This window comes from Rhizobium sp. KNZ14-9A, from assembly GCF_056755015.1.
The window spans coordinates 4205383-4231562 of record NZ_JBPGXB010000002.1 but is presented as its reverse complement, the minus strand read 5'-3'; the positions used below and the strand labels follow the sequence as shown (position 1 = coordinate 4231562).

General features: G+C 60.4%; 30 protein-coding genes. 12 read left to right on the top strand and 18 right to left on the bottom strand.

Annotated features, from left to right (window positions below; translation table 11 throughout):
• Nucleotides 1-74 precede the first annotated feature (74 nt).
• Nucleotides 75-872, top strand: a complete 798-nt coding sequence (locus tag ACR9ZQ_RS27720) for a lysophospholipid acyltransferase family protein (protein ID WP_310384858.1) — start codon at nucleotides 75-77, stop codon at nucleotides 870-872.
• Nucleotides 873-952: 80 nt separating this feature from the next.
• Here ACR9ZQ_RS27720 and ACR9ZQ_RS27715 read toward each other — a convergent pair whose 3' ends face one another.
• Nucleotides 953-1486, bottom strand: a complete 534-nt coding sequence (locus ACR9ZQ_RS27715; protein ID WP_310384860.1) for a gamma-glutamylcyclotransferase — start codon at nucleotides 1484-1486, stop codon at nucleotides 953-955.
• Between the two features lie 50 nt (nucleotides 1487-1536).
• Here ACR9ZQ_RS27715 and ACR9ZQ_RS27710 point away from each other — a divergent pair, with 50 nt between their 5' ends.
• Nucleotides 1537-2553, top strand: a complete 1017-nt coding sequence (locus ACR9ZQ_RS27710) for a DUF2125 domain-containing protein (RefSeq protein WP_310384862.1) — start codon at nucleotides 1537-1539, stop codon at nucleotides 2551-2553.
• Here the strand turns inward: ACR9ZQ_RS27710 and ACR9ZQ_RS27705 are convergent.
• The 4 genes from ACR9ZQ_RS27705 to ACR9ZQ_RS27690 all read right to left on the bottom strand — a co-directional run bounded on the left by ACR9ZQ_RS27705 (nucleotide 2550) and on the right by ACR9ZQ_RS27690 (nucleotide 5870).
• Nucleotides 2550-2969 carry a GNAT family N-acetyltransferase gene (locus ACR9ZQ_RS27705; protein ID WP_481429095.1) on the bottom strand — a complete coding sequence of 140 codons (420 nt, stop codon included), beginning with the start codon at nucleotides 2967-2969 and terminating at the stop codon, nucleotides 2550-2552. The two genes, ACR9ZQ_RS27710 and ACR9ZQ_RS27705, sit on opposite strands and share 4 nt — an antisense overlap.
• Before the next feature lie 4 nt (nucleotides 2970-2973).
• Nucleotides 2974-3918, bottom strand: coding sequence for a prephenate/arogenate dehydrogenase family protein (locus tag ACR9ZQ_RS27700; RefSeq protein ID WP_310385462.1), 945 nt, complete (start codon nucleotides 3916-3918; stop codon nucleotides 2974-2976).
• Nucleotides 3897-4994: a histidinol-phosphate transaminase gene (gene hisC, locus ACR9ZQ_RS27695; RefSeq protein ID WP_481429094.1), complete on the bottom strand. Its 1098-nt coding sequence runs from the start codon at nucleotides 4992-4994 to the stop codon at nucleotides 3897-3899. The genes ACR9ZQ_RS27700 and hisC overlap by 22 nt, the downstream gene beginning before the upstream one ends.
• Before the next feature lie 99 nt (nucleotides 4995-5093).
• Nucleotides 5094-5870, bottom strand: coding sequence for a class I SAM-dependent methyltransferase (locus ACR9ZQ_RS27690; protein ID WP_113319703.1), 777 nt, complete (start codon nucleotides 5868-5870; stop codon nucleotides 5094-5096).
• 54 nt (nucleotides 5871-5924) lie between these two features.
• Here ACR9ZQ_RS27690 and gloB point away from each other — a divergent pair, with 54 nt between their 5' ends.
• Nucleotides 5925-6695, top strand: a complete 771-nt coding sequence (gloB, locus tag ACR9ZQ_RS27685) for a hydroxyacylglutathione hydrolase (RefSeq protein WP_310384868.1) — start codon at nucleotides 5925-5927, stop codon at nucleotides 6693-6695.
• Nucleotides 6696-6698: 3 nt separating this feature from the next.
• Nucleotides 6699-7139, top strand: coding sequence for a cupin domain-containing protein (locus ACR9ZQ_RS27680; RefSeq protein WP_007822202.1), 441 nt, complete (start codon nucleotides 6699-6701; stop codon nucleotides 7137-7139).
• Here ACR9ZQ_RS27680 and yddG read toward each other — a convergent pair.
• Both yddG and ACR9ZQ_RS27670 read right to left on the bottom strand, forming a co-directional pair.
• The gene (gene yddG, locus ACR9ZQ_RS27675) at nucleotides 7136-8032 is read right to left on the bottom strand and encodes an aromatic amino acid exporter YddG (protein WP_310384871.1); all 897 of its coding nucleotides are present in this window, start codon (nucleotides 8030-8032) and stop codon (nucleotides 7136-7138) included. The two genes, ACR9ZQ_RS27680 and yddG, sit on opposite strands and share 4 nt — an antisense overlap.
• 33 nt (nucleotides 8033-8065) lie before the next feature.
• Nucleotides 8066-8848, bottom strand: a complete 783-nt coding sequence (locus ACR9ZQ_RS27670; RefSeq protein WP_113319706.1) for a DUF3108 domain-containing protein — start codon at nucleotides 8846-8848, stop codon at nucleotides 8066-8068.
• A gap of 242 nt (nucleotides 8849-9090) precedes the next feature.
• On the opposite strand from ACR9ZQ_RS27670, the gene rpmB reads away from it, so the two are divergent.
• Together rpmB and ACR9ZQ_RS27660 are read left to right on the top strand one after the other, a co-directional pair.
• Nucleotides 9091-9396: a 50S ribosomal protein L28 gene (gene rpmB / locus ACR9ZQ_RS27665; protein ID WP_113319707.1), complete on the top strand. Its 306-nt coding sequence runs from the start codon at nucleotides 9091-9093 to the stop codon at nucleotides 9394-9396.
• 135 nt (nucleotides 9397-9531) lie between these two features.
• Complete coding sequence (locus tag ACR9ZQ_RS27660; RefSeq protein ID WP_481429093.1) at nucleotides 9532-10167, top strand: VUT family protein; 636 nt, start codon at nucleotides 9532-9534, stop codon at nucleotides 10165-10167.
• A 181-nt stretch (nucleotides 10168-10348) separates the two neighbouring features.
• On the opposite strand, the gene ACR9ZQ_RS27655 is transcribed toward ACR9ZQ_RS27660, so the two are convergent.
• From ACR9ZQ_RS27655 to ACR9ZQ_RS27635, 5 genes are all read right to left on the bottom strand, one after another.
• Entirely contained in the window at nucleotides 10349-10912 is a 564-nt protein-coding gene (locus ACR9ZQ_RS27655) for an ATP-binding protein (RefSeq protein ID WP_310384877.1), read from the bottom strand.
• 73 nt (nucleotides 10913-10985) lie between these two features.
• On the bottom strand, nucleotides 10986-11984 hold the full coding sequence (locus ACR9ZQ_RS27650; protein ID WP_481429092.1) for an esterase-like activity of phytase family protein: 999 nt from the start codon (nucleotides 11982-11984) through the stop codon (nucleotides 10986-10988).
• Between the two features lie 23 nt (nucleotides 11985-12007).
• Entirely contained in the window at nucleotides 12008-13909 is a 1902-nt protein-coding gene (gene cobT, locus ACR9ZQ_RS27645; RefSeq protein WP_481429091.1) for a cobaltochelatase subunit CobT, read from the bottom strand.
• Between the two features lie 12 nt (nucleotides 13910-13921).
• Nucleotides 13922-14914, bottom strand: a complete 993-nt coding sequence (cobS, locus tag ACR9ZQ_RS27640) for a cobaltochelatase subunit CobS (protein ID WP_007822226.1) — start codon at nucleotides 14912-14914, stop codon at nucleotides 13922-13924.
• A gap of 313 nt (nucleotides 14915-15227) precedes the next feature.
• Nucleotides 15228-15848, bottom strand: a complete 621-nt coding sequence (locus ACR9ZQ_RS27635; RefSeq protein WP_113319712.1) for a J domain-containing protein — start codon at nucleotides 15846-15848, stop codon at nucleotides 15228-15230.
• A gap of 105 nt (nucleotides 15849-15953) precedes the next feature.
• On the opposite strand from ACR9ZQ_RS27635, the gene ACR9ZQ_RS27630 reads away from it, so the two are divergent.
• Nucleotides 15954-16235, top strand: a complete 282-nt coding sequence (locus ACR9ZQ_RS27630; RefSeq protein ID WP_037071995.1) for a BolA family protein — start codon at nucleotides 15954-15956, stop codon at nucleotides 16233-16235.
• 57 nt (nucleotides 16236-16292) lie between these two features.
• Here the strand turns inward: ACR9ZQ_RS27630 and ACR9ZQ_RS27625 are convergent, their stop codons facing one another.
• Genes ACR9ZQ_RS27625 through ACR9ZQ_RS27610 form a run of 4 tightly spaced genes read right to left on the bottom strand, consistent with a single transcriptional unit; the run spans nucleotide 16293 to nucleotide 19858 of the window.
• Entirely contained in the window at nucleotides 16293-16772 is a 480-nt protein-coding gene (locus tag ACR9ZQ_RS27625; protein ID WP_113319713.1) for a DUF2938 domain-containing protein, read from the bottom strand.
• A gap of 58 nt (nucleotides 16773-16830) precedes the next feature.
• Entirely contained in the window at nucleotides 16831-18141 is a 1311-nt protein-coding gene (locus tag ACR9ZQ_RS27620) for an HlyC/CorC family transporter (protein ID WP_113319714.1), read from the bottom strand.
• Entirely contained in the window at nucleotides 18141-19271 is a 1131-nt protein-coding gene (gene aroB, locus ACR9ZQ_RS27615; protein ID WP_481429090.1) for a 3-dehydroquinate synthase, read from the bottom strand. The genes ACR9ZQ_RS27620 and aroB overlap by 1 nt, the downstream gene beginning before the upstream one ends.
• Nucleotides 19268-19858 carry a shikimate kinase gene (locus ACR9ZQ_RS27610; RefSeq protein ID WP_007822233.1) on the bottom strand — a complete coding sequence of 197 codons (591 nt, stop codon included), beginning with the start codon at nucleotides 19856-19858 and terminating at the stop codon, nucleotides 19268-19270. The genes aroB and ACR9ZQ_RS27610 overlap by 4 nt, the downstream gene beginning before the upstream one ends.
• Before the next feature lie 148 nt (nucleotides 19859-20006).
• On the opposite strand from ACR9ZQ_RS27610, the gene ACR9ZQ_RS27605 reads away from it, so the two are divergent.
• From ACR9ZQ_RS27605 to ACR9ZQ_RS27585, 5 genes are all read left to right on the top strand, one after another.
• Complete coding sequence (locus ACR9ZQ_RS27605; protein WP_007822234.1) at nucleotides 20007-20183, top strand: hypothetical protein; 177 nt, start codon at nucleotides 20007-20009, stop codon at nucleotides 20181-20183.
• A gap of 4 nt (nucleotides 20184-20187) precedes the next feature.
• Nucleotides 20188-21141 (top strand): site-specific tyrosine recombinase XerD, encoded by a 954-nt coding sequence (gene xerD / locus ACR9ZQ_RS27600; RefSeq protein WP_310384890.1) that lies wholly within the window; start codon nucleotides 20188-20190, stop codon nucleotides 21139-21141.
• A gap of 62 nt (nucleotides 21142-21203) precedes the next feature.
• Nucleotides 21204-22157, top strand: coding sequence for an acetyl-CoA carboxylase carboxyltransferase subunit alpha (locus tag ACR9ZQ_RS27595; protein WP_113319717.1), 954 nt, complete (start codon nucleotides 21204-21206; stop codon nucleotides 22155-22157).
• Between the two features lie 194 nt (nucleotides 22158-22351).
• Nucleotides 22352-23578 (top strand): L,D-transpeptidase family protein, encoded by a 1227-nt coding sequence (locus ACR9ZQ_RS27590; protein ID WP_310384892.1) that lies wholly within the window; start codon nucleotides 22352-22354, stop codon nucleotides 23576-23578.
• 5 nt (nucleotides 23579-23583) lie between these two features.
• Nucleotides 23584-23808 carry a sulfurtransferase TusA family protein gene (locus tag ACR9ZQ_RS27585; RefSeq protein WP_310384895.1) on the top strand — a complete coding sequence of 75 codons (225 nt, stop codon included), beginning with the start codon at nucleotides 23584-23586 and terminating at the stop codon, nucleotides 23806-23808.
• A 12-nt stretch (nucleotides 23809-23820) separates the two neighbouring features.
• Here the strand turns inward: ACR9ZQ_RS27585 and ACR9ZQ_RS27580 are convergent, their stop codons facing one another.
• Together ACR9ZQ_RS27580 and ACR9ZQ_RS27575 are read right to left on the bottom strand one after the other, a co-directional pair.
• Nucleotides 23821-24963 carry a CobW family GTP-binding protein gene (locus ACR9ZQ_RS27580; RefSeq protein ID WP_310384897.1) on the bottom strand — a complete coding sequence of 381 codons (1143 nt, stop codon included), beginning with the start codon at nucleotides 24961-24963 and terminating at the stop codon, nucleotides 23821-23823.
• Nucleotides 24964-24972: 9 nt separating this feature from the next.
• The gene (locus ACR9ZQ_RS27575; RefSeq protein WP_310384899.1) at nucleotides 24973-26106 is read right to left on the bottom strand and encodes a D-alanyl-D-alanine carboxypeptidase family protein; all 1134 of its coding nucleotides are present in this window, start codon (nucleotides 26104-26106) and stop codon (nucleotides 24973-24975) included.
• Between the last annotated feature and the right edge of the window lie 74 nt (nucleotides 26107-26180).

Genomic DNA, 26180 nt, shown 5'->3' with positions numbered 1-26180 from the left:
CGGCAATCAGACGCTTTTTCTGACAGGCAATATCGTGTAGGCCGGTCGACGTGACCGTGCCTCGGGAAAGTTTCATGATCGCCCTGCGTTCCGTTCTGTTCAACACGATCTTCTATGCCAACCTCATCATCAGGATGATCGTGCTCTCCCCCTTCTACTTCATCGCGCCGCGCAAACTCGCCTACAACGTCCCCAAGAACTGGGCGCGCTCGAACCACTGGCTGATGCGGGTGATCGTCGGCACCACCTTCGAGATCGAGGGCTTGGAGAACCTGCCTGACGGCAGCTACATCATTGCGCCGAAGCATCAGTCCTTCTGGGACACTTATGCGCTGCTGCCCAACCTCAAGGACCCGGTCTATATCCTCAAGCGCGAGCTGATGTGGATCCCGCTGTTTGGCTGGTATGCCAAGAGGCAGCGCATGATCCCGGTCGACCGTGGCGCACGCGGCAAGGTGATGGTGGAGGTGCTGAAGCGCACCAAGGAAGAGCTCGCCACCGGCCGCCAGCTCATCATCTACCCCGAGGGCACGCGACGCCCACCGGGTGCCGAGCCAATGTACAAATATGGCATCGCCCGCATGTATCGCGATCTGAAGCTCCCGGTCGTACCCATCGTCATGCACCCTGGCCTGTTCTGGCCGCGCCGAAGCACCATGCGTTATCCCGGTCATTTCAAGGTACAGATCCTGCCGCCCATCATGCCTGGCATGGATCCCGACGCCTTCTTCGCCCATCTGATCGACGTGACGGAAAGCGCCAGCGATCAGCTTCTGATCGACACGGTCGAACACAACCCGCATGTGCCGCTGCCGCCGACGGCGGTAGAGCGGCTAGCCGAGTTGCGCAAGGCAAAGGCCGCGATGGCTTGAAGCAATTCCAGCAAAAGCGTGCAGCGGGTTGCGTCGGAATTGCATGAAAACAAAGAGATAAATCCTTTCCGGGAAAGGATCTAAGCCGCCGCACGCAGCCGCGTGACTTCCTCGACCACCTGTTCCAGCCACTGGTCGCGAATGCCCATCTCCTTCAAATGCGCAAGCGTATTGAAGACGTAGGCATCGTTGGGCCCCGACTGGCCGACAGAGACATTGACGATCCGCGCGGCGGCAAACGCATCCAGCGCGCCGGCATATTGCTCATGGGCGCGATCGACCACATAGGCGACCGCCCGCGCATTGCGACCATCCGGAAGCTGCAGCGGCAGATGCCGTTCCAGATAGACGTTTGTGACGAGTTCGCGGGCGCGTAGATAATCGACCACCTCGTCCCATTTCTCTGGCGCTACGCGAAAAGCCATGCCTCGACAGGCGCCGCCTCTGTCGAGGCCGAGAACAAGGCCGGGATTTTCGCGACTGCCGCGATGCACGAAAGAACGGACGCAGAGCGAGCGTCGGTAGCCATAAACCAATGCCTGCGACCGCTCGACGAATTCGAAGCCCGGATTCCACATCAACGAGCCGTAGCCAAATACCCAAAATTCGTCCATATCGCACGCCAGATCAAAATCAGATTTCGTTTTCACCATTGGAGAACATCATGGCAGCGTCAAGCCAATCCGGCAGCGGCCAATACAGCAGCGGCAGGAAATTCTGGTTGCTGGGCGGCGCTATCCTTCTGGTGATCGCACTCTATACAGGCGGCTGGCTCTATGCGGCCTCTGCGCTGAAACAGACCGTTCTGACCGCAATCGCTCCCCGTGCCGAAGTGGGCGTAAGCGGCGAGTGCTCCGATATAGAATTCCGCGGCTTTCCTTTCCGCATCGGACTTTTCTGCTCCAAGGTGGATGTGGACGATAATGTGAACGGCATCTCCGCCACCTTCGGCGCGCTTCGCTCCGCCGCCCAGGTCTATGCCCCCGGCCATATCGTCTGGGAACTCGACTCCCCGGCCGAGATCCGCACCGCGCAGGGCCTGACCGTCAATGCCCAATGGGACAATCTGCAATCGAGCCTCGTCACCAAGGCGCAGGGCATCGACCGCACCTCGACCGTCATCGACGGGTTGAAGGCCGTGGCCATCTCCTCCTTTACCGGACAGACTGTCAATTTCGATGCCGCCCGCGCCGAGATCCATCTGCGGCAGAACGGAGCGGATCTTGACGGCGCAATCTCGGTCGAAAACGCCAATGCGATCGTCAAGGACTGGCCGCAGGTCTTCCCGAAATTCTCCGCCAGCGCCGACCTGACGTTGGTTGGCAAGGCCGGAATGATCGACGGCACCGACGAACAAGGCATCCACGGCTCTCAGGGCGAGCTTCGCCGCATCGTCGCCGATATCGGCGATGGCAAGGTAATGACCATTTCCGGCCCCTTCGCCTTCGACGAACAGGGCTTCCTCTCGGGCAAGTTCAAGCTGGAGATCGAGCAACTCGGCCCCTGGGGCAAGAGCATCAAGGAGGCCTTCCCCGATATCGCCTCGACGGTCGATACCGCAACCAAGCTGTTGAAGGCGCTTGCCGGCGGCGGCGATAAGGTTTCCGTCGATCTGGTCGTCGATCACGGCAATGCGACAGTGAGCGGCTTCATCCCGCTCGGCAAGATCCCGCCGGTTTAATCGAGTTTTTTAAGGAAGAAGACTTCCGGCACCGTCTGGATGCCGGGCAGTTCGATCGACCCGGTTTCAGAAAAGCCGTTGCGGCGATGCCAGTCCTGCGGACGGCTTTCATCGCACTCGCTTGATGTCATCAAAAGACGCGCGCCGCTCTCGCGCATCTCCGTTTCCCAGGCGAGAAACAGCGCCGTGCCGACGCCGGACCGGCGTAGGCCATCCAGCACCCGGATCATTTCCATATAGGGAATCCTGCCCCAGAAGCGTGAGAAGCGCAGGAAGCCGACAATCTTGCCGTGCTCACGGGCGATCAGATATTCGCCGAGATCGATGCAGCGCGAAATCCAGGCCTCGCCGACATGATGATCTTCGCGAAGCAGCCATTCCTTGTCCGACTGGCCCGGCTTCGCGATCTCCACCATGAGACTATTTCTTTTCCAGCGGATGTGGGCGGCCGAAGTCCGGCGCATCCACATCCTGGCCTGCCTGGACGATCGAGCGTCGGATGGCACGGGTGCGGGTGAAGAGTTCGAAAATCTTGTCACCCTCGCCCCAGCGGATCGCTCGCTGCAGATAGGCGAGATCTTCCGAGAAACGCGCCAACATTTCAAGGATCGCGTCACGATTGTGCAGGCAGACGTCGCGCCACATCGTCGGATCTGATGCGGCAAGACGGGTGAAATCGCGGAAGCCGGAGGCGGAATATTTGATAACTTCCGATTCCGTTACCGTCTCGAGATCGTCAGCCGTTCCCACAATATTGTAGGCTATGAGATGCGGCAGATGGGAGACGATCGCAAGCACCTTGTCGTGATGCTGGGCATCCATCTCGTCGACTCGGGAGCCGAGTGCCTCCCAGAAGCTCCGCAACGTCTTCAGCGCTGTCGCGTCAGTTCCTTCGAGCGGCGTCAAGATGCACCAGCGTCCCTGAAACAGGCCGGGGAAGCCTGCATCCGGGCCCGACTTTTCCGTGCCCGCGATCGGATGGCCGGCAATGAAATGCACATGATCAGGCATGTGCGGCTGCATCTGCGCGATCACGGACGCTTTGGTGGAACCTACATCGGTAACGATCGCGCCGGGTTTCAGGCTGCTGGCGATCTCTTTCGCGACACTTTCGGAGGCGCCGACCGGCACCGACACGACAACGAGATCGGCATCCTTTACCGCCTCTGCCGACGAGGTCGTATAGCGATCGCCGAGCTCCAGCTCCTCGGCACGCTTCAGCGTCTCGGCACTGCGTGTAGCCACGACGACTTCATTGGCAAGGCCCAGACGCTTGATGTCATGGGCAAGCGAAGAGCCAATCAGGCCGATACCGATCAGGGTGATGCGATTGAACTGCGCTGTCATGCCTTGCGTCCCATGAATTCGCCAAGCGCCTCGATGACGCCGTGGTTGGCCTCTTCTGGACCGACGCTCATCCGCAGCGAGTTGGGAAAACCGTAGCCGCGCACCGCGCGCAGGATATAGCCGCGGCTCGTCAGGAACTCATCGGCATCCGCCGCCCGCTTGCCGTCGACATCGGGGAAATGGATGAGAACGAAGTTGGTAACCGATGGCGTAACCTCCAGGCCGATGGCCTCGAATGCGCTCGTCAGCTTCTCGATCCACATCTGGTTGAAAGACACAACATCCTGAATGAAGGACTGGTCGCGGATGGCGGCAGCGCCCGCGGCAATTGCCGGAGCATTCATGTTGAACGGCCCGCGTACCCGGTTCAGGGCGTCGATGATGTCGACCGGCGCATACATCCAGCCGACACGCAACGCTGCAAGGCCATAGACCTTCGAGAAGGTACGGGTCATGACGACATTGGCGTTAGACGAGACCACCTCGATACCGGCTTCATAGTCGTTGCGGCGAACATATTCCGCATAGGCAGCATCGAGCACGAGGATGACGTGCTTCGGCAGGCCAGCCTGCAGGCGGCGAATCTCGCTCACGGGAATATAGGTGCCGGTCGGATTGCCGGGATTGGCGATGAAGACGATCTTCGTCTTGTCTGTCACCGCAGCAAGGATCGCATCGACATCGACAGTGTGGTTCTTTTCCTTGACCACGACGGGCGTCGCACCCGCGCCCATGATCTGGATCTTATAAACGAGGAATCCGTGCTCGGTGATGATGCCCTCGTCGCCGGCGCCGAGATAGACGTGGCAGAGCAAGCCGAGCAGCTCGTCGGAGCCGTTGCCGCACAGGATGTTTGCCGGGTTCAGGCCGTGCACTGAAGCGATCGCCTCGCGCAGCTCGTGCGCTTGACCGTCCGGGTATCGCTCGAGATTGCCTGCGGCCGCCTTGAATGCTTCGATCGCCTTGGGGCTCGCGCCGAGCGGCGTCTCGTTGGAGGAGAGCTTGTAGACGCGGGCCACACCCGGTGCATGTTCCTTGCCCGGCACATAGGCTGCAATATCCAGAATACCGGGACGCGGAACGGGCTTGCTCATCTCAACACTCATGGATCGACCTTGGAAATTGCCGGAAAGCCAGCGAAAGACTTGAGTGCAATTAAAGCGGAATGGCGATTTTGTCGAGTGCTGCAGCGCTTAGCGGCTGCGTGTGGTCGGCACACCATGCGGCGCAAGGACCGGTACAAAAACGCGGCGTGAAGCACGCGCGGCAACAGGAAGGCCCTGGTAAAGCCGCTTCTGCGCCTCGACGATAATGACGCCGGAAAAAGCCGGCCAGAGCGTGCGGCCGATCCGCTCGAAGCCGCGACGCAGGCGCAGCACCGCACGCAGTTTCGACGGCGGGAAGAACAGCGCCTCGGCTGTGGCGCCTGGCGTGAAGTTGGTCTCGCGCAGCAGATGGGTCAGCTGGCCGCGCGAATAGGGCCGGCCCGAACCAAAAGGCGTATGCTCCATGCGCGCCCAGACACCACGGCGGTTCGGTACGACGATAACGAGGCGTCCGCCCGGCGCCAGCACCCGCCAGAGCTCCTTCAACGTCTCGCGTGGGCTCTCGGCAAATTCCAGAGAATGCACCATCAGCACCCGGTCGATCGAAGAATCCGGCAGCGGCAATTCCTCGTCGAAGATCAATGCGGTGGAAGAAAGCGAACCGACAGGCCAGTTCACAGCCCCCTGTCCAGCGGGCATGAATGCGAAGGTGCGTTCCGTATCAGCCTGGAACCGGTCAAGGAAGGGCACGGAATAACCAATGCCCACAAGTCGCTCCTGCGGCAGGCGCACCCAGAGCGACGACAGCGCCATGGCAATCGACTGCTCGGCCATGTGCCCAAGCTCGGAATGATAGAATTGGCGAAGGTCGACGATATCGGCGTGCATTAAGACAAATGTTATCAGTGACCGGTTGGACTTCAAGGCCGGAACCTCTACATTCCCGGTCAGTACGAGGGATAAGGGACTATTTGAGCGATGAAACCTTTGGAATTAGAAGTTTTTCTCTGCCGCAGCGACAATTTCGGTGTTCTCGTCCATGACCCGGAAACCGGGCAGACCGCCTCAATCGATGCGCCTGATGCAGCAGCCGTGGAAGCTGCTGCTGTCCGCCGTGGCTGGAACGTTACCCATATCTTCACGACCCATCACCATATCGACCACGTGGAAGGCAACTTGGCGCTGAAGGAACAGTACGGCCTGGAGATTATCGGCCCGGTCAACGAAGCGGTGGCGATTCCCGGCCTCGACAAGACGGTGGGCGACGGCGACAGCTTCCTCTTCGGCGATCATACGGTCAACGTCATCGAAACGCCCGGCCATACTGCCGGCCACATCTGCTATCACTTCGCCGACGACAAGCTCCTCTTTGCTGCTGATACGCTCTTTGCGCTCGGCTGCGGCCGCCTGTTTGAACGCCCCGCCGCCGACATGTGGCATTCGCTGCAGAAGCTTGCCGTTCTTCCGGATGAGACCGCCGTCTATTTCGGCCACGAATATACGCTCTCCAACGCCCGTTTTGCGGTTACGATCGATCCCGGCAATGAGCGCCTGAAGAGCCGCGCGGCGGAGATCGAGGCACTGCGGGCCGATGGTAAGTTCACCATTCCGACGACGCTGGCGCTCGAAAAGGAAACCAACCCCTTCCTGCGCGCGGCCGATCCCGCCGTCCGCCGCAATCTGCTGATGGAAGGCAAGACCAATGAAGAGGTCTTCGCCGAAATCCGCAAGCGCAAGGATAATTTCTAGGACATGGCCGGGAGAGAACTCACCACCGAGGAGATCATCCGCGAGCTTAGCATGCAGCCGCACCCCGAAGGCGGCTGGTATGCACAGACCTTCCGCGACATCAATGGCGGCGAACGCGGCCATTCGACGGCGATCTATTATCTGCTCGCAAGAGGAGAGCGCTCGCACTGGCACCGTGTCCATGATGCGGCAGAGGTCTGGCATTACTATGCCGGCGCGCCGCTCGCACTGCATCGCTCGGGAGATGGCCGCCACAGCGAGACGCTGAAGCTCGGCACGGATATTGCCGGCGGTGAGCGGCCGCAGGCCATCATCCCTGCCAATTGGTGGCAATCGGCCGAAACCCTGGGCGACTATACGCTGGTCGGCTGCACGGTGGCGCCCGGCTTTGAATTTTCCAAATTCGAGATGGCGCCGCCGGACTGGAAGCCCGGTATTATCTAGGCCTGCTCCGCCGCGACCGGCTGCATCTGTGGCTTGCGGCGGAACATCTCTTGTGCCGCAAGCACTGCACCGCCCGTGATCAGCAGACAGGCAAGCGCGATGCGCCAGCTCGGCTCGGCAATACCGAAAACAGTCAGGATCAGTGTCGAAAGCAGCGGCGCGGCGTAACTTGCGGCACCAAGGATCTGGATGTCGCCGTTCTTGACCCCATGATCCCAGGCATAGAAGGCAGCTCCCACCGGAAAGAGACCGAGGCCAACCACCGCAAGCCATTCGAAGCTCGTCTCCGGCCAGACCGTGGTCTCAAGCCCCAGATGGCAGAGCAGCGAAAGCACTGATGTCGCAAGGCAGAAGCCAGTAACGACATCGGTGGAGACGGCATCGAAACGCCGCGTCAGCAGCGAATAGCCCGACCATGTGAAGGCGCAGAGGAAGGCCGCCCCGTAACCGACGGCATAGGCGCCGTCGAAATCGATTCCGTTGCGCCCGACGATCATGAAGGTGCCACACAGACCGGCCAGAGCGCCGACGATGTGGTACCAGCGCAGCCTCTCGCCCGGCAGCAGTGCCGAACCGACGACGATCAGCAACGGCCAGAGATAGGCAATCAATCCCGCCTCGACGGCGGGCGCATTCCTGAGCGCTGTGAAATAGAGGAAATGGTAGCCGAACAGGCCGGCAATGCCCGTGATCCAGACCTTTGCCGGCTGCTTCAGGAGCGCGATCCGCGACGGGTTGAGAATGAGTACGAGAATGCCGGGAATGCTACCGATGGCAAAGCAGATGGCCGAAAGCTGGAACGGCGGCATCTTGCCGGAGGCAGCCGTAAAGAGCGCCAGGAACGACCACATCAGAATGGCCGTAAAACCGATCAACGTTGCCCGAAGCTTCACCCATCCCCCTCGCGGAGACTTACGAAGGCTCCGTCAGCTATTCACGCTGCTGTACTTCACAGCCGTGATCGTCACCGTCCCGTATTCCGTGGGAATGCGGACATAGACCGGAGCATATACATTTGCCGCCGCCGCCTTGGCAAACCAGATTTCCATGCGGTTACTCTTGCTGAGGTAGACGAGATCCTTGCGGCCCTTCTTGTAGCCGGAGCGCGGAATGAAGCGCACGCCGCAGACAGTCGCCTTGCCTTTGAACCCATCGGTCGAGAAATCCTCGTCGCCTTTCGGTGAAAGCACGAGGTCCATGCGCGTCTCGCCATCGAAGATCGGCAGCTTCTGCGAGCAGACATCGGTATCGCCGGTGAAGATCAGCCCCGAAATCGGATCGAGCACAGAGCGCATATCACCCTGTGTTACCGGAATCCATTCCTTCGGCCGGCGCGGCTCCGGTGTCGTGGTGGCCGAAACGATATTGCCGTTACGGTAGCTGACCTCATAGGTGCGAACTTTTTTGCCGGTCTTGTAATAGAGGACATATTTTGCCGCCTGCAGCCGGTCGTCGCGTACCACCCCGGTGACGCTGGTCTTTGCCAGGATATCGGTGACGAGATCGGCAAGCCCGGCCGATTTGATGTCACCGTCGATTTTGTAGCTGTGATCGTCTTCGATCTTGGTGAGAAAGGCAGCCCGCGCGATCGTCAGGCCGGCAAGGGCTACCTTGTACTCCGTGCGGTGCTGTACTTCGCTCGCACCAGCCGGCAAGGCCAGAAGCGCCGCGAATGCCGAAACTAAAATCCGTCTGCCCAGATGAGCCATGGTGAGAGCCTTGTCTTGCCGGACCGCTTGCGCCCTTGCACTGCGGTCTATACTCCTGCCGCATTGCGAAGAAAACAGCAGCTTTTTGACAGAATTGCGGGAAAGGCCAAGGTTTGGCTTGACGCGCGCGGGCTGCCTGACTATAGAACCGCAACTTTCCAATCATGGTCTGATGGATTGCGCAGCCGGTTGTTGCCGGATTGTCATTCAATGGCCCGAGAAAAACAAGAAATAGGTGTTCCATGTCCCGCATGTGCGAATTGACCGGCAAGGCAGTCCTGACTGGTAACAATGTCAGCCATGCCAACAACAAGACCAAGCGCCGGTTCCTCCCGAACCTGTGCCAGGTTACGCTGATCTCCGACGCGCTCGGCCAGCGTTACCGTCTTCGCGTTTCGGCTGCTGCTCTTCGTTCCGTCGAGCATCGTGGCGGTCTCGATGCCTTCCTGCTGAAGGCAAATGAAGGCGAACTTTCGATGCGCGCTCGCCTGCTGCGTCGTCAGATCGTCAAGAAGACCGCCGAAGCAGCAGTTGCTGCTGCTGCCTAAGCTCGGCCTCGGTCTTCAAAAGTTTCAAAAGGCTTGCACGGATAATACCCGGACAAGCCTTTTGCTTTGCAAGGCTGGCCTTAGTTCCAGCCTGAAACTTTTACTCGAACTGGTGGCATCACCCAGGATAAAAAAATGCTGACGACCCGTTATACCCTTATCTATGTCGCGCTGATGACGCTCGTCGTCGTCGCCTCCAACTTCCTCGTCCAGTTTCCGCTGAACGCGACGGTTGCCGGCATCAATCTCGCCGACATTCTCACTTGGGGCGCCTTCTCCTATCCGATCGCCTTCCTGATCACCGATCTGACGAACCGCCAGTTCGGCCCGCAGGCTGCGCGTAAGGTGGTTTTCGCCGGCTTTGTCGTTGGTGTCGCCCTTTCCTTCTTCACCTCGGTTCCGCGTATCGCGATCGCCTCCGGCGCGGCCTATCTCGCCGGTCAGCTTCTCGATATCGCCGTCTTCAACCGCCTGCGTCGTCAGGCCTGGTGGCGCGCACCGCTCGTCGGCTCGCTGATCGGTTCGGCGCTGGACACGGTGATGTTCTTCTCGCTGTCCTTCGCCGCCTTCTTCGTCTTCCTCGGCCCGAACGAACCCTTCGCGCTGGAAAATGCGCCGATCTTCGGCATCCTCTCCACGGAAGCTCCGCGCTGGATCTCTTGGGCGCTCGGTGATTTCTCGGTGAAGATGCTTGTCGGCCTGGTGATGCTGCTGCCCTATGGCGCACTCATGAACGTGCTGCGCCCGGTGCCGTCCGCTGCGGCACGGTAAATACCGTCCCACAATCCGCCCTCGGATCGGAATCCTCGCATTCCCCACCTTTCGCCTGGATGGCGATCATTTCTGGTCGAGCGACCCAGGAAAACGCTCTGATCATGAATGCTGGACGGGCTGGCTGCAGACCTTACTGCAGCCAGCCCGCACCGACCGATGGCAACGCCAACTGCAGATCTCACGACGACTGAAGGCGCCCTGCAATGACCGCCGGGTGGCTCAGCACCTCCGCGATGAGTTCATCGATAGGCCGTGATGAATCGAGCCGCAAAATCGGCCTCGTCAGCGTCTTCAGCCACTCCTCATGCCCAACGAGACTTCGGCGTTCCGGTCCCGCCGTATCGTAGCTCTCTGCCCATTCCATGAATTCGCGGCTTTTCACCGCCATGTCGCCACCGGGCCTGATCCTCTCGCCGTAGTGCTCCTCCTCGCGCTTGCGGATGCGCTCCATACGCGCAACGGGATCGATCCTCAGAAAGACCACCAGATCGTATAGTGGCTCGAATTCCGCACCCCATTTTATCGCCGAGCCGGAAAGCACCCAGCCGGCCTCGGGCAGCGCTTCTTGCCTGAGCATCGCGATACGCGCTCCAACCTCGCGCTGCGTCGTGAAGGGTGGATCGGTCGGCATCCAGAAGAAATGATCTGTATCGAGATGACGGATGTCGAGCAGCTCGGCCAGCGCCAGGCCAAGCGTGGTCGTGCCGGAGCCCGAGGCTCCCGTGATATGGATGCGCATCATACAACTCTCAAAGGCTGATATCGAAAGGGATGGTCCGCATAGCGCAGGGTTATGACAGCCGTTCGACGGCCGCTCAATCGGCCAGCCGGAATTCCAACATCAGATTGCGCTGCAGGATGGAGTGATTGTCGTCCGACACCAGGATGACATGCGTCGTGCCATCGGCTGCCTGGAAGGCATCGAGCCCTTCCATATTATCGATATTGTAATTGAAGTTGCCCTCGACGAGCAGCTCGCCGTTCACGATGGCGCCGGGCTTGATGTCTGCTCCCTTGATGCGGCGAATGCGCATGCCGATACCTTCGGCCATGTTGAAGCGCCGCTCCAGCAGCAACAGGTCGCCACCCGGCAGGAAGGCACCGTCAGTCACATCGAAGCTGCCATCCTTCTCGACGGTGAACTGCCCCTTCTGCGGCCCGGCCAGAATAGCCGCAAGCCGGTTACCGTCCTCGTCGAGGCTACGCTCCGCCACGATTACGGGCGCGCCTTTCAGCGGGCTCGAGGCGGGGGCTACGACAACGGTTTCGATGCCGCGGTTTGCCCGCATCTCGTCGCGGGGAATGAGTATCCCGACCGTCGACAAGGATCGCGAGTCGAGAAAACCGGGGTTCGGATAAACATCGACGCGATGATCCTGCTCGAAGGAAACAAGAATCCGGTCGCCATCCAGTGCGAGGCCTTCGGCATCCATGCGCCCCTTGCCCTCATGTATCCGGCCAACACGATCCCTCATCGGCGTGATCTCGACACCGGAAAGACCGGACAGCCTGCCCTTGGCATCACGCTCGATGCTGCCCGTCAGCCAGTGCCCGGTATCGAGCACGCCGATGAAAGTGTTGCCGTCAGGGCGCATGCGGATGGAGGAAAGCGAGCCGAAGAGGGAATTGCTCGACACCATCTCCAGCCCGCCGATAAATTCCAAGGGGCCGAAGCGGGTTTCGTCGCGACCGATATGGAAATCCGAAATCTTGCGGCTGATGATCTTCGCAGGCTCGCCCGCATGAGCGCCTGACAAGCCTGTCGCGAGGCCAAGGACGACCAGAGCCGCGCGAGACAGGTTTTCAAACGCCATGCGGATGTTTCCCCAAGACTGTATCAGCCAGCGCGGCGCAGGCGGCCACCGCGCGGCTGTGCGGCATGGTCCTCGAACAATTCGGCAAGCTGCTCGGTCATGGCGCCGGCAAGCTCGTCCGCATCGACGATCGTCACGGCGCGGCGATAGTAACGCGTCACGTCATGGCCGATGCCGATTGCCAGAAGCTCGACCGGAGAACGCGTCTCGATCTGTTCGATCACGGCGCGCAGATGCCGCTCCAGATAATTGCCCGGATTGACCGAAAGCGTGGAATCATCGACCGGCGCACCATCCGAAATCATCATCAGGATGCGGCGCTGCTCGCGCCGCGCCAGCAGGCGATTATGCGCCCAGATCAGCGCCTCGCCATCGATGTTTTCCTTGAGCAGGCCTTCGCGCATCATCAGGCCAAGATTGGTGCGCGCGCGCCGCCACGGGGCATCGGCCGACTTGTAGATGATGTGTCGCAGGTCGTTGAGACGGCCGGGCGTCTGCGGCTTGCCATTGGCAAGCCAGCTCTCGCGTGCCTGACCGCCTTTCCAGGCCTTCGTCGTGAAGCCGAGGATCTCCACCTTGACGCCGCAACGCTCCAGCGTGCGCGCCAGGATATCGGCGCAGGTCGCGGCAACCGTGATTGGCCGGCCGCGCATGGAGCCGGAATTGTCGATCAGCAATGTCACGACCGTATCGCGGAACTGCGTGTCGCGCTCCATCTTGAAGGAGAGCGGTTGCGTCGGGTCGATGATGATGCGCTGCAGTCGCGCCGTATCGAGATAGCCTTCCTCGAGATCGAAATCCCAGGAACGGTTCTGCTGCGCCATCAGCTTGCGCTGCAGGCGGTTGGCAAGACGGCCGACAGCACCTTGCAGATGCGCCAGCTGCTTGTCGAGGAAAGCGCGCAGGCGCTCCAGTTCGGCGGCATCGCACAGCTCTTCGGCCGTGACGATCTCGTCGAATTCCTCCGTATAGACGTGGTAATCGACCTTTTCATTGAAATCAGCAAACGGCGTGTTCGGACGGCGGGTTTCGCCCGGCGTCTCGGAATCGTCGTCGCCCTCTTCCATCATGTCGTCGTCGGAGATTTCGGCGCCTTCGGTTTCGCCGTCCTCCATCTGCTCGTCGGAGACTTCGCTATCTTCGACGGGTGCGGCATCGCTGCCAGCATCCTCGTCGACCTCATCTTCGTTCTGCTCGTCGCCGGTCGGCTGATCATCCTCGTTGGACTGATCGTCGGCGTCAGGATCGTTGTCGTCATCGCCATATTCCTCGGCCATTTCCATGGCCGAAAGCATATTGCGGATGACCTTCGAGAAGGCCTGCTGGTCGTTGATGACACCGGTGAGATTGTTGAGCTCGCTGCCGGCCTTGTCTTCGATGAACGAACGCCACAAGTCGAGAACTTTTCCGGCCGAAGCCGGCGGCTTCTGGCCGGTGAGCTTTTCGCGCACCATCATCGCAACGGCTTCGCCGATCGGCGCATCTTCCTGCCGCTCGATGCCAGTGAAATTCGCCTTGGCGTATTTCTCCTCGGTCATGGAACGCAGATTGGCGGCCATGCCTTCCATCCGCAGCGAACCGATCGATTCCACGCGCGCCTGCTCGACAGCGTCGAAGATCGCCCGGGCATCCGAGCCCTGCGGCGCCATGCTGGAATGGACCTTCTCGTCGTGGCAGGCGATACGCAGTGCCATGGAATCGCCAAGGCCACGCGTCACCGCCAGCTCGTGCGCCGTCGGACGCTTGGAAAGCTCCGGCAGACGAATGCGCTCGCCCGTCATGCCGGGACGCTCATTGGCGAAGGCTACCTCGACCTGGTCATCGCCCGCGATTGCGCGCACGCAGCCCGTTATCGCCCGCCGCAACGGCTCGACATCGACGGGCGCACCAGGCTTTGCTTTCGAATTGTCACCACGAGATGCCATGATCGACTGGCCTCAAGCCCCCAGCACGATGTTGGCCGCGCTTTCCTTCAGTTCCACGCCGAAGGCGCGCTGATAGTGCTCGGCCACCAGAGGACGCTCAAGCTCGTCACACTTGTTGAGGAAGGTGACGCGGAAGGCGAAGGCGATATCGCCGAAGATCTCGGCATTCTCGGCCCAGGTGATGACGGTACGCGGGCTCATGACCGTGGAGAGATCACCGTTCATGAACGAAGCGCGCGTGAGATCCGCAACACGGACCATCTTGGAAACCGTATCGCGGCCTTCCTTGTCCTTGCCGAAGCTCTTCACCTTGGCGGCGACGATATTTACTTCATGGTCGTGCGGCAGATAGTTCAGCGTCGAGACGATCGACCAGCGGTCCATCTGTGCCTGGTTGATCTGCTGCGTGCCGTGATAGAGACCCGTCGTATCGCCGAGACCGATCGTGTTGGCGGTCGCAAACAGGCGGAAGGCCGGGTGAGGACGGATGACACGGCTCTGGTCGAGCAGCGTCAGGCGGCCGGAGGATTCCAGTACGCGCTGAATGACGAACATCACGTCCGGGCGGCCGGCATCATATTCGTCGAAGACGAGCGCGACATTGTGCTGGTAGGCCCAGGGCAGGATGCCGTCCTTGAATTCGGTGACCTGCAGCCCGTCCTTGACGACGATCGCGTCCTTGCCGACGAGATCGATACGGCTGACATGGCTATCGAGGTTGATACGCACGCAAGGCCAGTTGAGGCGCGCGGCAACCTGCTCGATATGCGAAGACTTGCCCGTGCCGTGGTAGCCGGAGATCATCACGCGTCGGTTATGGGCAAAGCCGGCGAGGATCGCGAGCGTCGTCTCGCGGTCGAAGAGATAGTCGGAGTCGAGATCCGGAACATAGGCGTCGCCCTTGCTGTAGGCGGGCACACGAATGTCGGAATCGATGCCGAAGACCTCCCGGACCGAAACGGTGGTGTCGGGCAGTTCGGAAATATCAAGGTCAATCTTGCTCATCATGTCTCCAAGGCGGGTGACGGCCACCCGACCACACTATCTCAGCCATTGCGCAACCATGGCGCCGCAGTATCTTTTCCGCGTTCTCCAAGAGTCGGAACGTCGGCGACACTTCTCCGGGACTGAAACGAAACCTCGGCGGGATAATGACCGCTTGCGAGCATTCTTGAAAGAGTCCCGGACAAGAAACGCCGCGTCCGGAAGGTCGGCAGAGGCGATGTCGGGAAAACGCGCAAATATGTATGCCGCGATTGCCTGCGGCCTCAGCCGATGTGGACCATACCCGATTGAAGCTTAAGAGCAAGGACGGGAATTAACAAAAACCGTTCTGCTTCAATAATTGATAGGCCTGGATGACGGCGCGGAAACGCTCTTCCGAGCCGCGATCGCCGCCATTCGCATCGGGGTGATGCTTCTTGACCAGTTCCTTATACTTGCTCTTGATCTCCGCGGAAGTGGCGTTCGCCGCAAGTCCCATCGTATCGAAAGCCTTGGCTTCCAGCGATTTCAGCTTGCGGGCCTGCGGGAAACGCGGGCCGCTGCCCTTGCCGCTACCTTCCTTCACGAAACCGAACGGATCACGCACGCGCGAATAGGCTCCGGAGCGAACTTCGGCGTGCAGCGGGCTGTTCTTGGCATCCTTGTTGACGCCGACCGTCCAGGTGGGGCGATGACCGGTGATCGCCTCCTTCTGGTAGCGCGCAATTTCGCCGTCCGAGAGGCCGGAGAAATAATTGTATCCCTTGTTGTAGTCCTTGACGTGCTCGAAACAGAACAAAAAGAATTGGCCTTCCGCATTGCGTCCCACAGGAGCGCGATGCGTGCCTTTTTTGTCGCAGCCGTCCCACTGACAGCTTGGAGGCGCCTGTTCGGGCTCCTGCTCTCGCCTGCGGCGCGTTCGGATGCGATCGAAGTATTTGGAATCAAGTCTCATGACGGCGCTAATTATGGGGCTGCTGACTGCTGACAACAAGAATTGACAAACGGGAATGTTGCTGGCTTGGTGGGAACCTTTTTCATGAACTCAGAAGACCCCGTGATGACACTCCAGACCAGCATCGAAGAGAAGCTCAAGGCGACCTTCGCACCCGAACGCCTCTCCGTCATCAACGAGAGCCATCTGCACGCCGGCCACCAACCGGACATCACGGGCACCGGCGAGACGCATATGCGCGTTCGCATCGTCTCTGCAAAATTCGTCGGCATGTCTCGGCTGCAACGGCATAGGGCGATCACCGACCTCTTGAAGCCCGAGCTGGATGCCGGGCTTCACGCATTGGCCGTCGAGCCGGCAGCGCCGGGCGAACCGACGCGCTGGTAGAGCCTACTTTCACGCAATTCCGGACACAAACCGCTGCGCACTTTTGCGTGAATTGCTCTAGCGGATAATGAGCGCCGTCGCGTAAAGCCCGAAACCGAAGACGGTATGGGCGAGCAGATTGAGCACACGGACCTTCGTGGGGTTCGGCGTCTTCGACGCCGCCCAGCCAAGCCCAAGACCCGGCTGCATCAGAAACCAGCCCGCACCGACGGTGACGATGCCGAGGATCCAGGCCGGCAGGAAAGTCGGCGCGGCAAACCAGACCGGACCGACGAAGATCGCCAGCAGAATGCCGTAGAGGATTCCGACCGCGTAGTGGCCGATCCAGCCGAGCGCCAGCTCGTTGGCATAGGGCGCGGCATCAGCGATATTATCGTGAAAGACCTTGCCCTTGCCGAGATGCCAGAACCAGCGGCCGGCCGGCGCCCAGTTCGGCGACGGCGTCACGCCGAGCTTTGCGAGCAGGATCGCCCAGATATCCATGAGGACGGTTGCCCCGATGCCGATGGCGACGGATCGCCAGAGAATGTCGAACATGTCAGATCCTGCAGGATGAGCCGGCGCACGGAAATGCCGCCGGTAACGGAAATCTTGGTCAAGCGGGTTTCGTCTCGTCTTCCTCGGCGGGGCGGATGCGCAGCTTGGTGATGCGGTTCTTTTCCCGCTTCATGACGACGAAGCGCTTGCCGTAGAAAGTGAAGGCCTGTCGCTCCTCGGGAATGGTCATCGATTCATGGATGACGAGACCGGCAATCGTCGTCGCCTCCTCATCCGGCAGGTTCCAGTCCAGCGCGCGGTTGAGATCGCGGATTGATACGCCACCATCGACGACGATGGAACCGTCGGCCTCCTGTCGTACGCCCTGTATATCAATATCGTGCTCGTCGGAGATATCGCCGACGATCTCCTCCAGAATATCCTCGAGCGTCACGACGCCCTGCACCTCGCCATATTCGTCGACGACGACGGCGAAATGCTGCTTGCGGCGGAGGAAGGCATTGAGCTGGTCTTCGAGATTGGTGCTGTCGGGCACGAACCAGGGTTTCTGGGCGATTTTCACGATATCGAGCTGCTGCGGCTCCATGTTCGGCTCGGCGAGCGCCCGCAACAGATCCTTGGCGTGTACGACGCCGATGATGTTGTCGATCGTACCGCGCCACAGCGGCATGCGTGTATAAGGGCTTTCGAGGATCGCCCGGACCACGGATTCGGGCGGATCGTCGGCATTGATCGCCCGCATCGCCATGCGGTGGACCATGATATCGGAAAGCTCGAGTTCGCCGAGATCGAGCACGCCGCCGAGACGGTCACGGTCGGCCTTTACGACAGAACCCTCGCGATGCAGCAGGTCGACGGCGCCGCGCAGCTCCTCATGCGCTGACAGCATCGAGACTTCGCGCGACAGGTTGATACCGAAAAGACCGAGGATCTGGCGCACGATCGCATTGACGAAGGAAGAGAGTGGACCGACCACGGCGACGAAGAGCCGTGTCGGTATTGCAACATTGAGCGCAAAACGCTCCGGCGTGGAGATCGCCCAGCTCTTCGGCAGAACCTCCGCGAAGATGACGAGGATAATGGTCATGGCAAGCGTCGCCAGCGCCACACCGGAATTGCCGAAGATCCCCAGAAATACGCTTGTCGCCAGCGACGAGGAGAGAATATTGGCGAGGTTGTTACCGATCAGCAGCGCACCGATCAGCCGGTCACGACGCTCGATGAGGGTCCTGACGAGACCGGCGCGCTCGTCGCCATTGGCTTCCAGTGTATGGATCCGGCTTCTCGAAACGGCGGTCAGCGCGGTTTCGGATCCCGAAAAGAAGGCAGACATCAGTACCAGGGCCACGATCGAAACGATCTCCGGCCAGTAGACCGATAAAAACGCCAGGGTGCCCTCGACTGACATCAGGGATGTTTTTCCTTGAGAAAACTGAACACTTCGGAAGCCGGCACGTCATCGGCGACGAAGGACTGGCCGATGCCGCGTGTGAGGATGAAGGTAAGCTTACCGCCCTTGACCTTCTTGTCCTGCGCGATCGCATCCATCAGCACTTCGGCCGGCGGCAGGTTGGCTGGAATTTCCGACATGCGGGTCGGCAGGCCGACCGCCTTAAGATGCGCCTCGACGCGGTGGGCATCATCGGGGCTCGCAAGGTTCATGCGTGCCGAAAATTCATGCGCCAGCACCATGCCGATAGAAACGCCTTCACCATGAACCAGCCGGCTGCTGTCATAGGCGGTCGCGGCCTCCAGCGCGTGACCGAAGGTGTGGCCGAGATTGAGCAGCGCCCGCTGGCCGTTTTCCCGCTCGTCAGCAACCACGACATCCGCCTTCGCCTGGCAGCTGACCGCAATTGCTTCGATACGGGCCGAACCGCCTGCAAAGACCGCCTGCCAGTTGTTCTCCAGCCAGGCGAAGAAGTCCGGCTTGTCGATCAGGCCATACTTGGCGACTTCGGCATAACCGGCGCGGAATTCGCGTTCGCTCAGGGAATTCAGGACATCGGTATCGGCGAGAACCAGATCCGGCTGATGGAAAACGCCGATGAGGTTCTTGCCGTGGCGGCTATTGATGCCGGTCTTGCCGCCGACGGAGGAATCCACCTGAGCGAGCAGCGAAGTCGGCACCTGTACGAAGCGCACGCCGCGCCTGACGATGCCGGCCGCAAAACCCGAGAGGTCGCCGATGACGCCGCCGCCAAGCGCGATGACATAGTCATTGCGTTCGACGCGCGCTTCGAGAACCTTGTCGCAGACATTGACCAGATGCTCGAAACTCTTGGTCTTCTCTCCGGCTGGCAGCACGACCGCCGCCGATGCGATGCCGGCGGTATCGAGGCTCGCCTTCAAGGCATCGAGATAAAGCGGCGCCACATGCTCGTCGGTTATGATAGCCGCCTTGCGGCCCTTGAGCCGCGAGCCGATCTCGCCCCCGGCTCTGGCGATCAGCCCTGGCCCGATCAGAATGTCATAGGCACGTTCGCCAAGCGGTACATGCACCTTGCGGACGGCGGAAGCGGAGGTGATCGCGTTCATGATACTGCACTTTCCTTCTGGGCCTCGACCACGGCTCTCAGCACTTCATCGGCCATGACTTCCTTGCGCACGTCGCGCGAAAGCACCGTGAGATCGGCTTCGGCATAAACGGGGTAGCGGGCGTTCATCAGATTTTCGAGCGTCTGCTTCGGGTTTTCGGTCTTCAGCAGCGGACGTGTATCGCGCTTGTTGACCCGGTCCCAGAGCACGTCGAGATCGGCCTTCAGCCAGACCGAAAGGCCGCCCTTCTTGATATGCCTGCGCGTACGGGCGTTGATGAAGGCGCCGCCGCCGGTAGAGACGACGCGCGGCCCGCCCTTCAGCAGACGCTTCATCACCCGTGCTTCGAGCGCCCGGAACTCTTCTTCTCCATAGGCCGCGAAAAGCTCCGTGATCGTCATGCGCGAGACGCGCTCGATCTCTATATCGCTGTCGATGAAGGGAACGCCGAGCTGCTGCGCAAGGAGGCGGCCGACCGAGGATTTTCCGGCGCCCATGAGGCCGACGAGGATCAGATTGCGTGAACCGAGCGCGGCGCGAGCTCTGTCTCTCAGGCTGTCTGCAACGGAAACTGGGGGTTCACTCATCGGTCCATTCACACTTTGTTTGCAAACGGTATCGACAAATGCGGGTGTAGCGTCAAGTCGCGGGCAAGGGAATCATGGTCTCACTGCCGCTTCTTGCACTTGCAAACATGCTTCTTATAACAGAAGCAGAGTTCTAAGGAGTAGCCGGATGCCGAGCCTGATCCGTTTCCTGTCCGTCCTGGCGGTCATCGCCGGACTGATCTATGGAGCGATGTGGGCGCTCGTCACCTTCGTCGAGCCGCAGGAGCGGGACGTGACGATCCGCATCCCCTCCGAGCGGGTAAACCCGCCGTCGACGGGCACGATCAACACCACGAAGAAGTGACGCGATGAAGGATCTCGGCCGCGTCCATGTGGAATCATTTCTGGAAATGATGAGTGCCGAGCGGGGTGCTGCGGTCAATACGCTGCAATCCTACGAACGTGATCTGGACGACTTGCGCTCCTTCCTGCACGGCCGCAGCATTCGCCTGACCGAAGCGGCTTCGGGCGATCTCGGCGCCTATCTCAGTTCGCTATCCACGCAGGGTTTCAAGCCTTCCTCGCAAGCCCGCCGCCTTGCCTCCATGCGGCAGTTCTACAAATTCCTCTATGCCGAGGGCCTGCGCACCGACGATCCGACCGGCATTCTCGACGCGCCGAAAAAGGGCCGCTCCCTGCCGAAGACGATGGGCGTCGAGGAAGTGACCAAGCTGCTTACTCAGGCAGAAACCGAGGCCGCTGACCCTGCCCCCGGCCAGCTTCACCGCATGCGCATGCTGGCGCTGCTGGAACTGCTCTATGCCACCGGCATGCGTGTCAGCGAGCTCGTCTCGCTTCCAGCCCGCGTTCTCGATCAGGAAGGCCGTTTCCTGATGATCCGCGGCAAGGGCAACAAGGAGCGGCTGGTACCGCTTTCCCAATCGGCCATTGCCGCTCTGAAATCCTACGGCGGCATGCTGGCGTCGGAAAACGCCGCGTCAAAACAGCCCCAGGAGAGCCCCTGGCTCTTCCCGGCCGCCTCGAAAGAGGGATACTTGCCGCGCCAGGTCTTCGCCCGCGATCTCAAGAATCTGGCAATCCGCGCCGGCCTCACACCTTCGATGATTTCGCCGCACGTCATGCGACACGCCTTCGCGAGCCACCTTCTGGCCAACGGCGCGGACCTGCGCGTGGTGCAGGAACTCCTCGGCCATTCAGACATTTCGACGACACAAATCTATACGCATGTTCTGGAAGAACGGCTCCAGCAACTCGTCCATACGCACCACCCCCTTGCAAAACAGGCGAAAAAGCACGAATAGGACCGGCGACAAGGGACGGAACCAGGAAACTGCCCCGCGCACAAGGAACGGAAACGCACCTCATGCACAACTATCTCGACTTCGAAAAGCCGATCTCCGACCTCGAAGGTAAGATCATCGAGCTTAAGAAGCTGGCGACGGAAGACGAAAGCATCGACACCTCCGACGAGGTCGGCAGGCTCGAAGTCCGCGTCCGCGAGGCGATCGTCGAGATCTATTCGAAGCTCAACGCCTGGCAGAAGACGCAGGTCGCGCGCCATCCGCAGCGTCCCCATTTCGTCGATTATGCCAAGACGCTCTTCCAGGAATTCACGCCGCTTGCCGGCGACCGCAAGTTTTCCGAGGATGCCGCCATCCAGGCTGGCCTTGCCCGCTTTCGCGGCCAGCCGGTCGCCGTCATTGGTCAGGAAAAGGGCAACGACACCAAGAGCCGCCTGAAGCACAATTTCGGCAGCGCCCGTCCTGAAGGTTACCGCAAGGCGATCCGTATCCTCGAAATGGCGGATCGTTTTCAGCTTCCGGTCATCACCCTCGTCGATACCGCAGGCGCCTATCCGGGTGTCGGCGCCGAAGAGCGCGGTCAGGCCGAAGCCATCGCCCGTTCGACGGAGATGTGCCTCGGCGTGAAGGTGCCACTGATCTCGATCGTCATCGGCGAAGGCGGCTCAGGCGGCGCGATCGCGATTGCTACCGGCAACCGCGTCTACATGCTCGAACATTCGATCTACAGCGTCATCTCGCCGGAAGGCGCCGCCTCGATCCTCTGGCGTGATTCCACCCGCGCCAAGGAAGCGGCGACCAATATGAAGATCACGGCGGAGGACTTGAAGGCACTCGGCGTCATCGACGGCATTATCCCCGAGCCGCTCGGCGGCGCCCACCGTGATCCCGACAGCGTCATCGCCGCCACCGGCGATATAATCTCCAACGCGCTTGCCGAAATGGCCTCCCGTTCCGGCGAACAACTGCGTAATGACCGCCGCCAGAAGTTCCTCGCCATGGGCCGCAATCTGTAAAATCCGCAGGTCTGCGTAGTTGATTGAGGCCAAATCTTGGCCACAATAATGTTATCTGTAACATCAGTGCTTGCAGGGCGCTTCGGGGTAAGTCATAGGCTGGTAAGGATTTATCAAGTATAAGCCGCCTATGATTCCGCGCTACGCCCGGTTTCCGTAAGCGGGTTGGGTCGCATTATTGATGGGCTGATTGAATGCGCATACGTCATCTTGCCTATGTTTCGCTCATGGCGCTGGCTCTGACCGGCTGCAATGACGCATTGGAATCCGCGCAGGGTATCGACCTCTCGACCGTCAGGAACAAGGTGGAGCAGCCGCTTCCGAGCCGCATCCTTGCCGACATGTCGGCCAAGGGCATGGACCGCAACTCGCCGATCATGATCCGCATCTTCAAGGAAGAAGGCGCGCTGGAAATCTGGAAGGCGAAGACGAACAACCGTTTCGACAAGATCGCCGACTACAAGATCTGCGCCTGGTCCGGCAAACTCGGCCCGAAGGTGAAGACCGGCGACCGTCAGGCGCCAGAAGGTTTCTACAACCTCACTCGCTCTAACCTGAACCCCAATTCCAAATATTATCTCGCCATCAACACCGGTTTCCCGAACCGCTATGATGCCGTCAACGGCCGCTCCGGCAGTGATCTGATGATCCATGGCGCCTGCTCGTCGTCAGGCTGCTACTCCATGACCGACCAGCAGGTTCTGGAAATCTACGCCTTTGCCCGCGACGCCCTCAAGGGTGGTCAGGAAACGGTACAGCTTCAGGCCTTCCCCTTCCGCATGACGGCCGAGAACATGGTCAAGCATCGTCTCGATCAGAACTACGATTTCTGGAAGATGCTGAAGGTCGGCTACGACAATTTCGAAGTCACCAAGCGCCCGCCGGAAGTGAATGTCTGCGAGAAGAAATACGTCTTCAACCAGCAGGCAACCGATGGCGGCAGCTTCAATCCGGCCGGCAAGTGCCCGGCCATGTCAACGCCGCCCGCACTGACAGCGGCTCTCGCTTCCTACGACAAGACTTATGACGCCGACTATCAGACGGCCCTGAAAAAATATGACGGCCTTGCCTGGTACGACCCGACAGAGGCCGAGCGCAAGGCTGTTGTCGCCAAGCTCCGCAAAGGCCGCGAACTGGCTTTTGCGCCAACGGGCACCTCGCTGGAAGCCGGCCGCATGGTCAAGGTTGCCGAACTCGAAGACATGATGGCCAATCAGGCCGCGAAGAGCGTTGCTGCCAAGACCGCAGCGACTGCGACGCCGACGACGCAGGCTCAAGCCACGACCGTCGCTGCAGCGCTGCCGGCCAATATTCCGGTGCCGATGCAGAACCCGCTGGCCTATGCCGCGCCCGAGCCCGCGCCGCAGGAAACCGCCGACGCCACCAAGAAGCCGTTCTGGAAGTTCTGGGCCAGGAACTGATCGGCTTGGACGCCATTCTCTACGATCTGCGCGGGCTGAAATGCCCGCTCCCCGTCATCAAGACGCGCAAGAAGCTGACGGCCATGCCAAGCGGTGCGATGATCCTCGTCGACACCAGCGATCCGCTTGCCGCCATCGACATCCCGCATTTCTGCAATGAAGATGGCCACGATCTGGTCAGCACGGAAAAGACCGAGCGCGGCCACCGTTTCCTGATCCGCAAGGGATAGAGCGTTTTCTGATTAAATCCGCATGCCCGGAATGGCGAGCGGATTGTCGCTGAGCGCAGCCCGGTCAGGCGTATCGATCCGCGGCTTGCCGAGGAAGGCATCGAAAAGATCTTTCACGAAAGCCTCCGGCAGATCCTTGGTGATCAGCACCATGCGCGTGCGCCGGTCCTCAGGATCCGGCCAGGCAGCAAGCCGCACCGGCGGGTGGAAGATGCTCTGGACGCCGTGCAGCACCAGCGGGCGTTCCGGCCGGTCTGATGTGGCGATGATCGCCTTCATGCGCAGAAGCTTCTCTCCATGCGCCGAACGCAGGAGATCGATGAACATTTCGAGCGCCATCGGATCGATTGCCTTCTCCTCGATGATCGAGAAGGAACGGATCGACGCATCGTGACGATTGACGTCGTGCGGGTCCTGATGCTCGTGGCCATGATGATGGTGGTGATGACCGTGATCGTGGCCATGATCATGATGGCCCTCATGCTCGTCCTCATCATGCAGCCAGCGGCGGACATCGGCGATTTTTGTGCCGGGATCATAAAGCCCGTTGACGAAAATACGCGCTGAGCCTGCCTCATCGCTGTCGGCATCCATGATGGCGGCACGCGGATTGAGGCCATGCAGACGTGCCATCAGCGCATCCGTGTCACCCGCTATGCTCTGTTTCGAAACGATGAGCCGATCGGCGACAGCCGTCTGCTTGCGCGCCTCCTCATGATTGTCGAGCGTCTGTAGGCCGTTCACGGCATCGACGACGGTGACCACACCATCGAGCTCGAAATTCTGCGCAACAATCGGATTGCCCATGATCGCCTGCATGACGGGAGCCGGATCGGCAAGACCGGTGGTTTCGATGACCACGCGCTTGACCGGCTTCACACGGCCTGTCTGCACGGCATCCATAAGGTTCGCCAGCGTATCGACCAGTTCCCCGCGCACGGTGCAGCAGAGGCAGCCGTCGGAGAGCTCGATAATGGAATCGCCGGAGCTTTCGACCAGCAGATGGTCGATGCCGACATCGCCGAATTCATTGATGATGACGGCCGCATCCTTCATGGCAGGATCTTTGAGGATACGATTCAGAAGCGTCGATTTTCCGGCGCCGAGGAAGCCGGTCAGGATTGTGACCGGGATCTTGTCGCTAAACGTGCTCATGGTTTTTCCTTAGAAGGATTTCGGCCGCGGGAGCGGAACCGGCACATTGGCGAGCGCCTCGACCGCGTCACCCTTGGCGGTCTTGTCGTTCTGCGCAACCGGCTGCGTATCCTGCCCCGGAATGAGGCCGGCGAACACGAATTGCGGCTCGTGATCCATCTCGTGAATATAGGGCGACTGCACCTTCATGCGGCCGACCTCGTCGCGCGTTTCGCTGCGCACCTTCGCGCCCTTGGCGCTGCAAATATCGGCCGTGATGTCATTCACCTGGTCCTGCCCCGGACCATAGGGCCTCAGCGAACCCAGTGTATCATTTGCTGCAAACTGTGTGGTGAAGCCCTTCTGCAGCAGATTGGCAGTGGCGTCAGCGCGGGCCGCCAGGCTGTCGGTGCCGAGCACGACGGAAACCAGCGTGCGGCCGCTGCGTGTCGCCGAACCGATCTGGTTGAAGCCCGAAGCGCAGATAAAGCCGGTCTTCATACCGTCGGCACCGGCAAAACGGCCGATCAGCATATTGATGTTCGGAACGTTCTGCTTGCCGGTCGTAAAGCCTTCCAGCGAAAAATAGCCGGCATATTGCGGGAAGTCCCGGCGCAGCGCCACCGACAGGATCGCGAGGTCGCGAGCCGTCGTAAACTGCCCCTTGCCCGGCAGGCCGTTCGGATTGATGAAATGCGAATCCGACATGCCGAGCTTCGCCGCTTCGGCATTCATGCGGACAACGAAAGCTTCCTCGGTGCCGCTGACCGCCTCGGCGACGGCGACCGCGATATCGTTCGCCGACTTCACCATCAGGATCTTGAGCGCGCTGTCGAGCGTGAATTTCTGGCCCGGCTTGAAGCCCATCTTGGCCGGCGGTTCGGCGGCTGCCCGCTTGCTCATGACAACGGGCGTGTCGAGGCTGATCTGGCCGGAGCGGATTGCATCGAATACCGTATAAACGGTCATGAGTTTGGTCAGTGAAGCCGGATACCACTTGCGGAAGGCTTCTTCATGCTCCAGCACCCGGCCGGTCTGCACGTCGACGAGAATATGCGGATTGGCCTCAGCAAGTGTAACGGACGAGACAAGAACCGCTGTTGCTGTCGCTATAAAAGAAAAGGGCCGCAAAGCGGCGAACAAACGATCGGGGCGCGTCGACAAGTGCTCGTCCTTCAGGGAATTATCTCGAAACCTTCCCCTATTTACCCTATATGGCTATGACATGGCAAAGGTCA

What these genes read in the sequence shown, in the direction of transcription:
- ACR9ZQ_RS27705 (WP_481429095.1), bottom strand. Translation starts at nt 2,969, where the DNA reads ATGGTGGAGATCGCGAAGCCGGGCCAGTCGGACAAGGAATGGCTGCTT.
- ACR9ZQ_RS27610 (WP_007822233.1), bottom strand. Translation starts at nt 19,858, where the DNA reads ATGAGTGAACCCCCAGTTTCCGTTGCAGACAGCCTGAGAGACAGAGCT.
- ACR9ZQ_RS27715 (WP_310384860.1), bottom strand. Translation starts at nt 1,486, where the DNA reads ATGGACGAATTTTGGGTATTTGGCTACGGCTCGTTGATGTGGAATCCG.
- ACR9ZQ_RS27660 (WP_481429093.1), top strand. Translation starts at nt 9,532, where the DNA reads ATGCTGACGACCCGTTATACCCTTATCTATGTCGCGCTGATGACGCTC.
- ACR9ZQ_RS27710 (WP_310384862.1), top strand. Translation starts at nt 1,537, where the DNA reads ATGGCAGCGTCAAGCCAATCCGGCAGCGGCCAATACAGCAGCGGCAGG.
- ACR9ZQ_RS27680 (WP_007822202.1), top strand. Translation starts at nt 6,699, where the DNA reads ATGGCCGGGAGAGAACTCACCACCGAGGAGATCATCCGCGAGCTTAGC.
- ACR9ZQ_RS27635 (WP_113319712.1), bottom strand. Translation starts at nt 15,848, where the DNA reads ATGAGACTTGATTCCAAATACTTCGATCGCATCCGAACGCGCCGCAGG.
- ACR9ZQ_RS27720 (WP_310384858.1), top strand. Translation starts at nt 75, where the DNA reads ATGATCGCCCTGCGTTCCGTTCTGTTCAACACGATCTTCTATGCCAAC.
- ACR9ZQ_RS27605 (WP_007822234.1), top strand. Translation starts at nt 20,007, where the DNA reads ATGCCGAGCCTGATCCGTTTCCTGTCCGTCCTGGCGGTCATCGCCGGA.
- ACR9ZQ_RS27620 (WP_113319714.1), bottom strand. Translation starts at nt 18,141, where the DNA reads ATGTCAGTCGAGGGCACCCTGGCGTTTTTATCGGTCTACTGGCCGGAG.
- xerD (WP_310384890.1), top strand. Translation starts at nt 20,188, where the DNA reads ATGAAGGATCTCGGCCGCGTCCATGTGGAATCATTTCTGGAAATGATG.
- ACR9ZQ_RS27595 (WP_113319717.1), top strand. Translation starts at nt 21,204, where the DNA reads ATGCACAACTATCTCGACTTCGAAAAGCCGATCTCCGACCTCGAAGGT.
- ACR9ZQ_RS27655 (WP_310384877.1), bottom strand. Translation starts at nt 10,912, where the DNA reads ATGATGCGCATCCATATCACGGGAGCCTCGGGCTCCGGCACGACCACG.
- ACR9ZQ_RS27590 (WP_310384892.1), top strand. Translation starts at nt 22,352, where the DNA reads ATGCGCATACGTCATCTTGCCTATGTTTCGCTCATGGCGCTGGCTCTG.
- rpmB (WP_113319707.1), top strand. Translation starts at nt 9,091, where the DNA reads ATGTCCCGCATGTGCGAATTGACCGGCAAGGCAGTCCTGACTGGTAAC.
- cobT (WP_481429091.1), bottom strand. Translation starts at nt 13,909, where the DNA reads ATGGCATCTCGTGGTGACAATTCGAAAGCAAAGCCTGGTGCGCCCGTC.
- ACR9ZQ_RS27670 (WP_113319706.1), bottom strand. Translation starts at nt 8,848, where the DNA reads ATGGCTCATCTGGGCAGACGGATTTTAGTTTCGGCATTCGCGGCGCTT.
- cobS (WP_007822226.1), bottom strand. Translation starts at nt 14,914, where the DNA reads ATGAGCAAGATTGACCTTGATATTTCCGAACTGCCCGACACCACCGTT.
- hisC (WP_481429094.1), bottom strand. Translation starts at nt 4,994, where the DNA reads ATGAGCAAGCCCGTTCCGCGTCCCGGTATTCTGGATATTGCAGCCTAT.
- gloB (WP_310384868.1), top strand. Translation starts at nt 5,925, where the DNA reads ATGAAACCTTTGGAATTAGAAGTTTTTCTCTGCCGCAGCGACAATTTC.
- ACR9ZQ_RS27630 (WP_037071995.1), top strand. Translation starts at nt 15,954, where the DNA reads ATGACACTCCAGACCAGCATCGAAGAGAAGCTCAAGGCGACCTTCGCA.
- ACR9ZQ_RS27650 (WP_481429092.1), bottom strand. Translation starts at nt 11,984, where the DNA reads ATGGCGTTTGAAAACCTGTCTCGCGCGGCTCTGGTCGTCCTTGGCCTC.
- aroB (WP_481429090.1), bottom strand. Translation starts at nt 19,271, where the DNA reads ATGAACGCGATCACCTCCGCTTCCGCCGTCCGCAAGGTGCATGTACCG.
- ACR9ZQ_RS27625 (WP_113319713.1), bottom strand. Translation starts at nt 16,772, where the DNA reads ATGTTCGACATTCTCTGGCGATCCGTCGCCATCGGCATCGGGGCAACC.
- ACR9ZQ_RS27580 (WP_310384897.1), bottom strand. Translation starts at nt 24,963, where the DNA reads ATGAGCACGTTTAGCGACAAGATCCCGGTCACAATCCTGACCGGCTTC.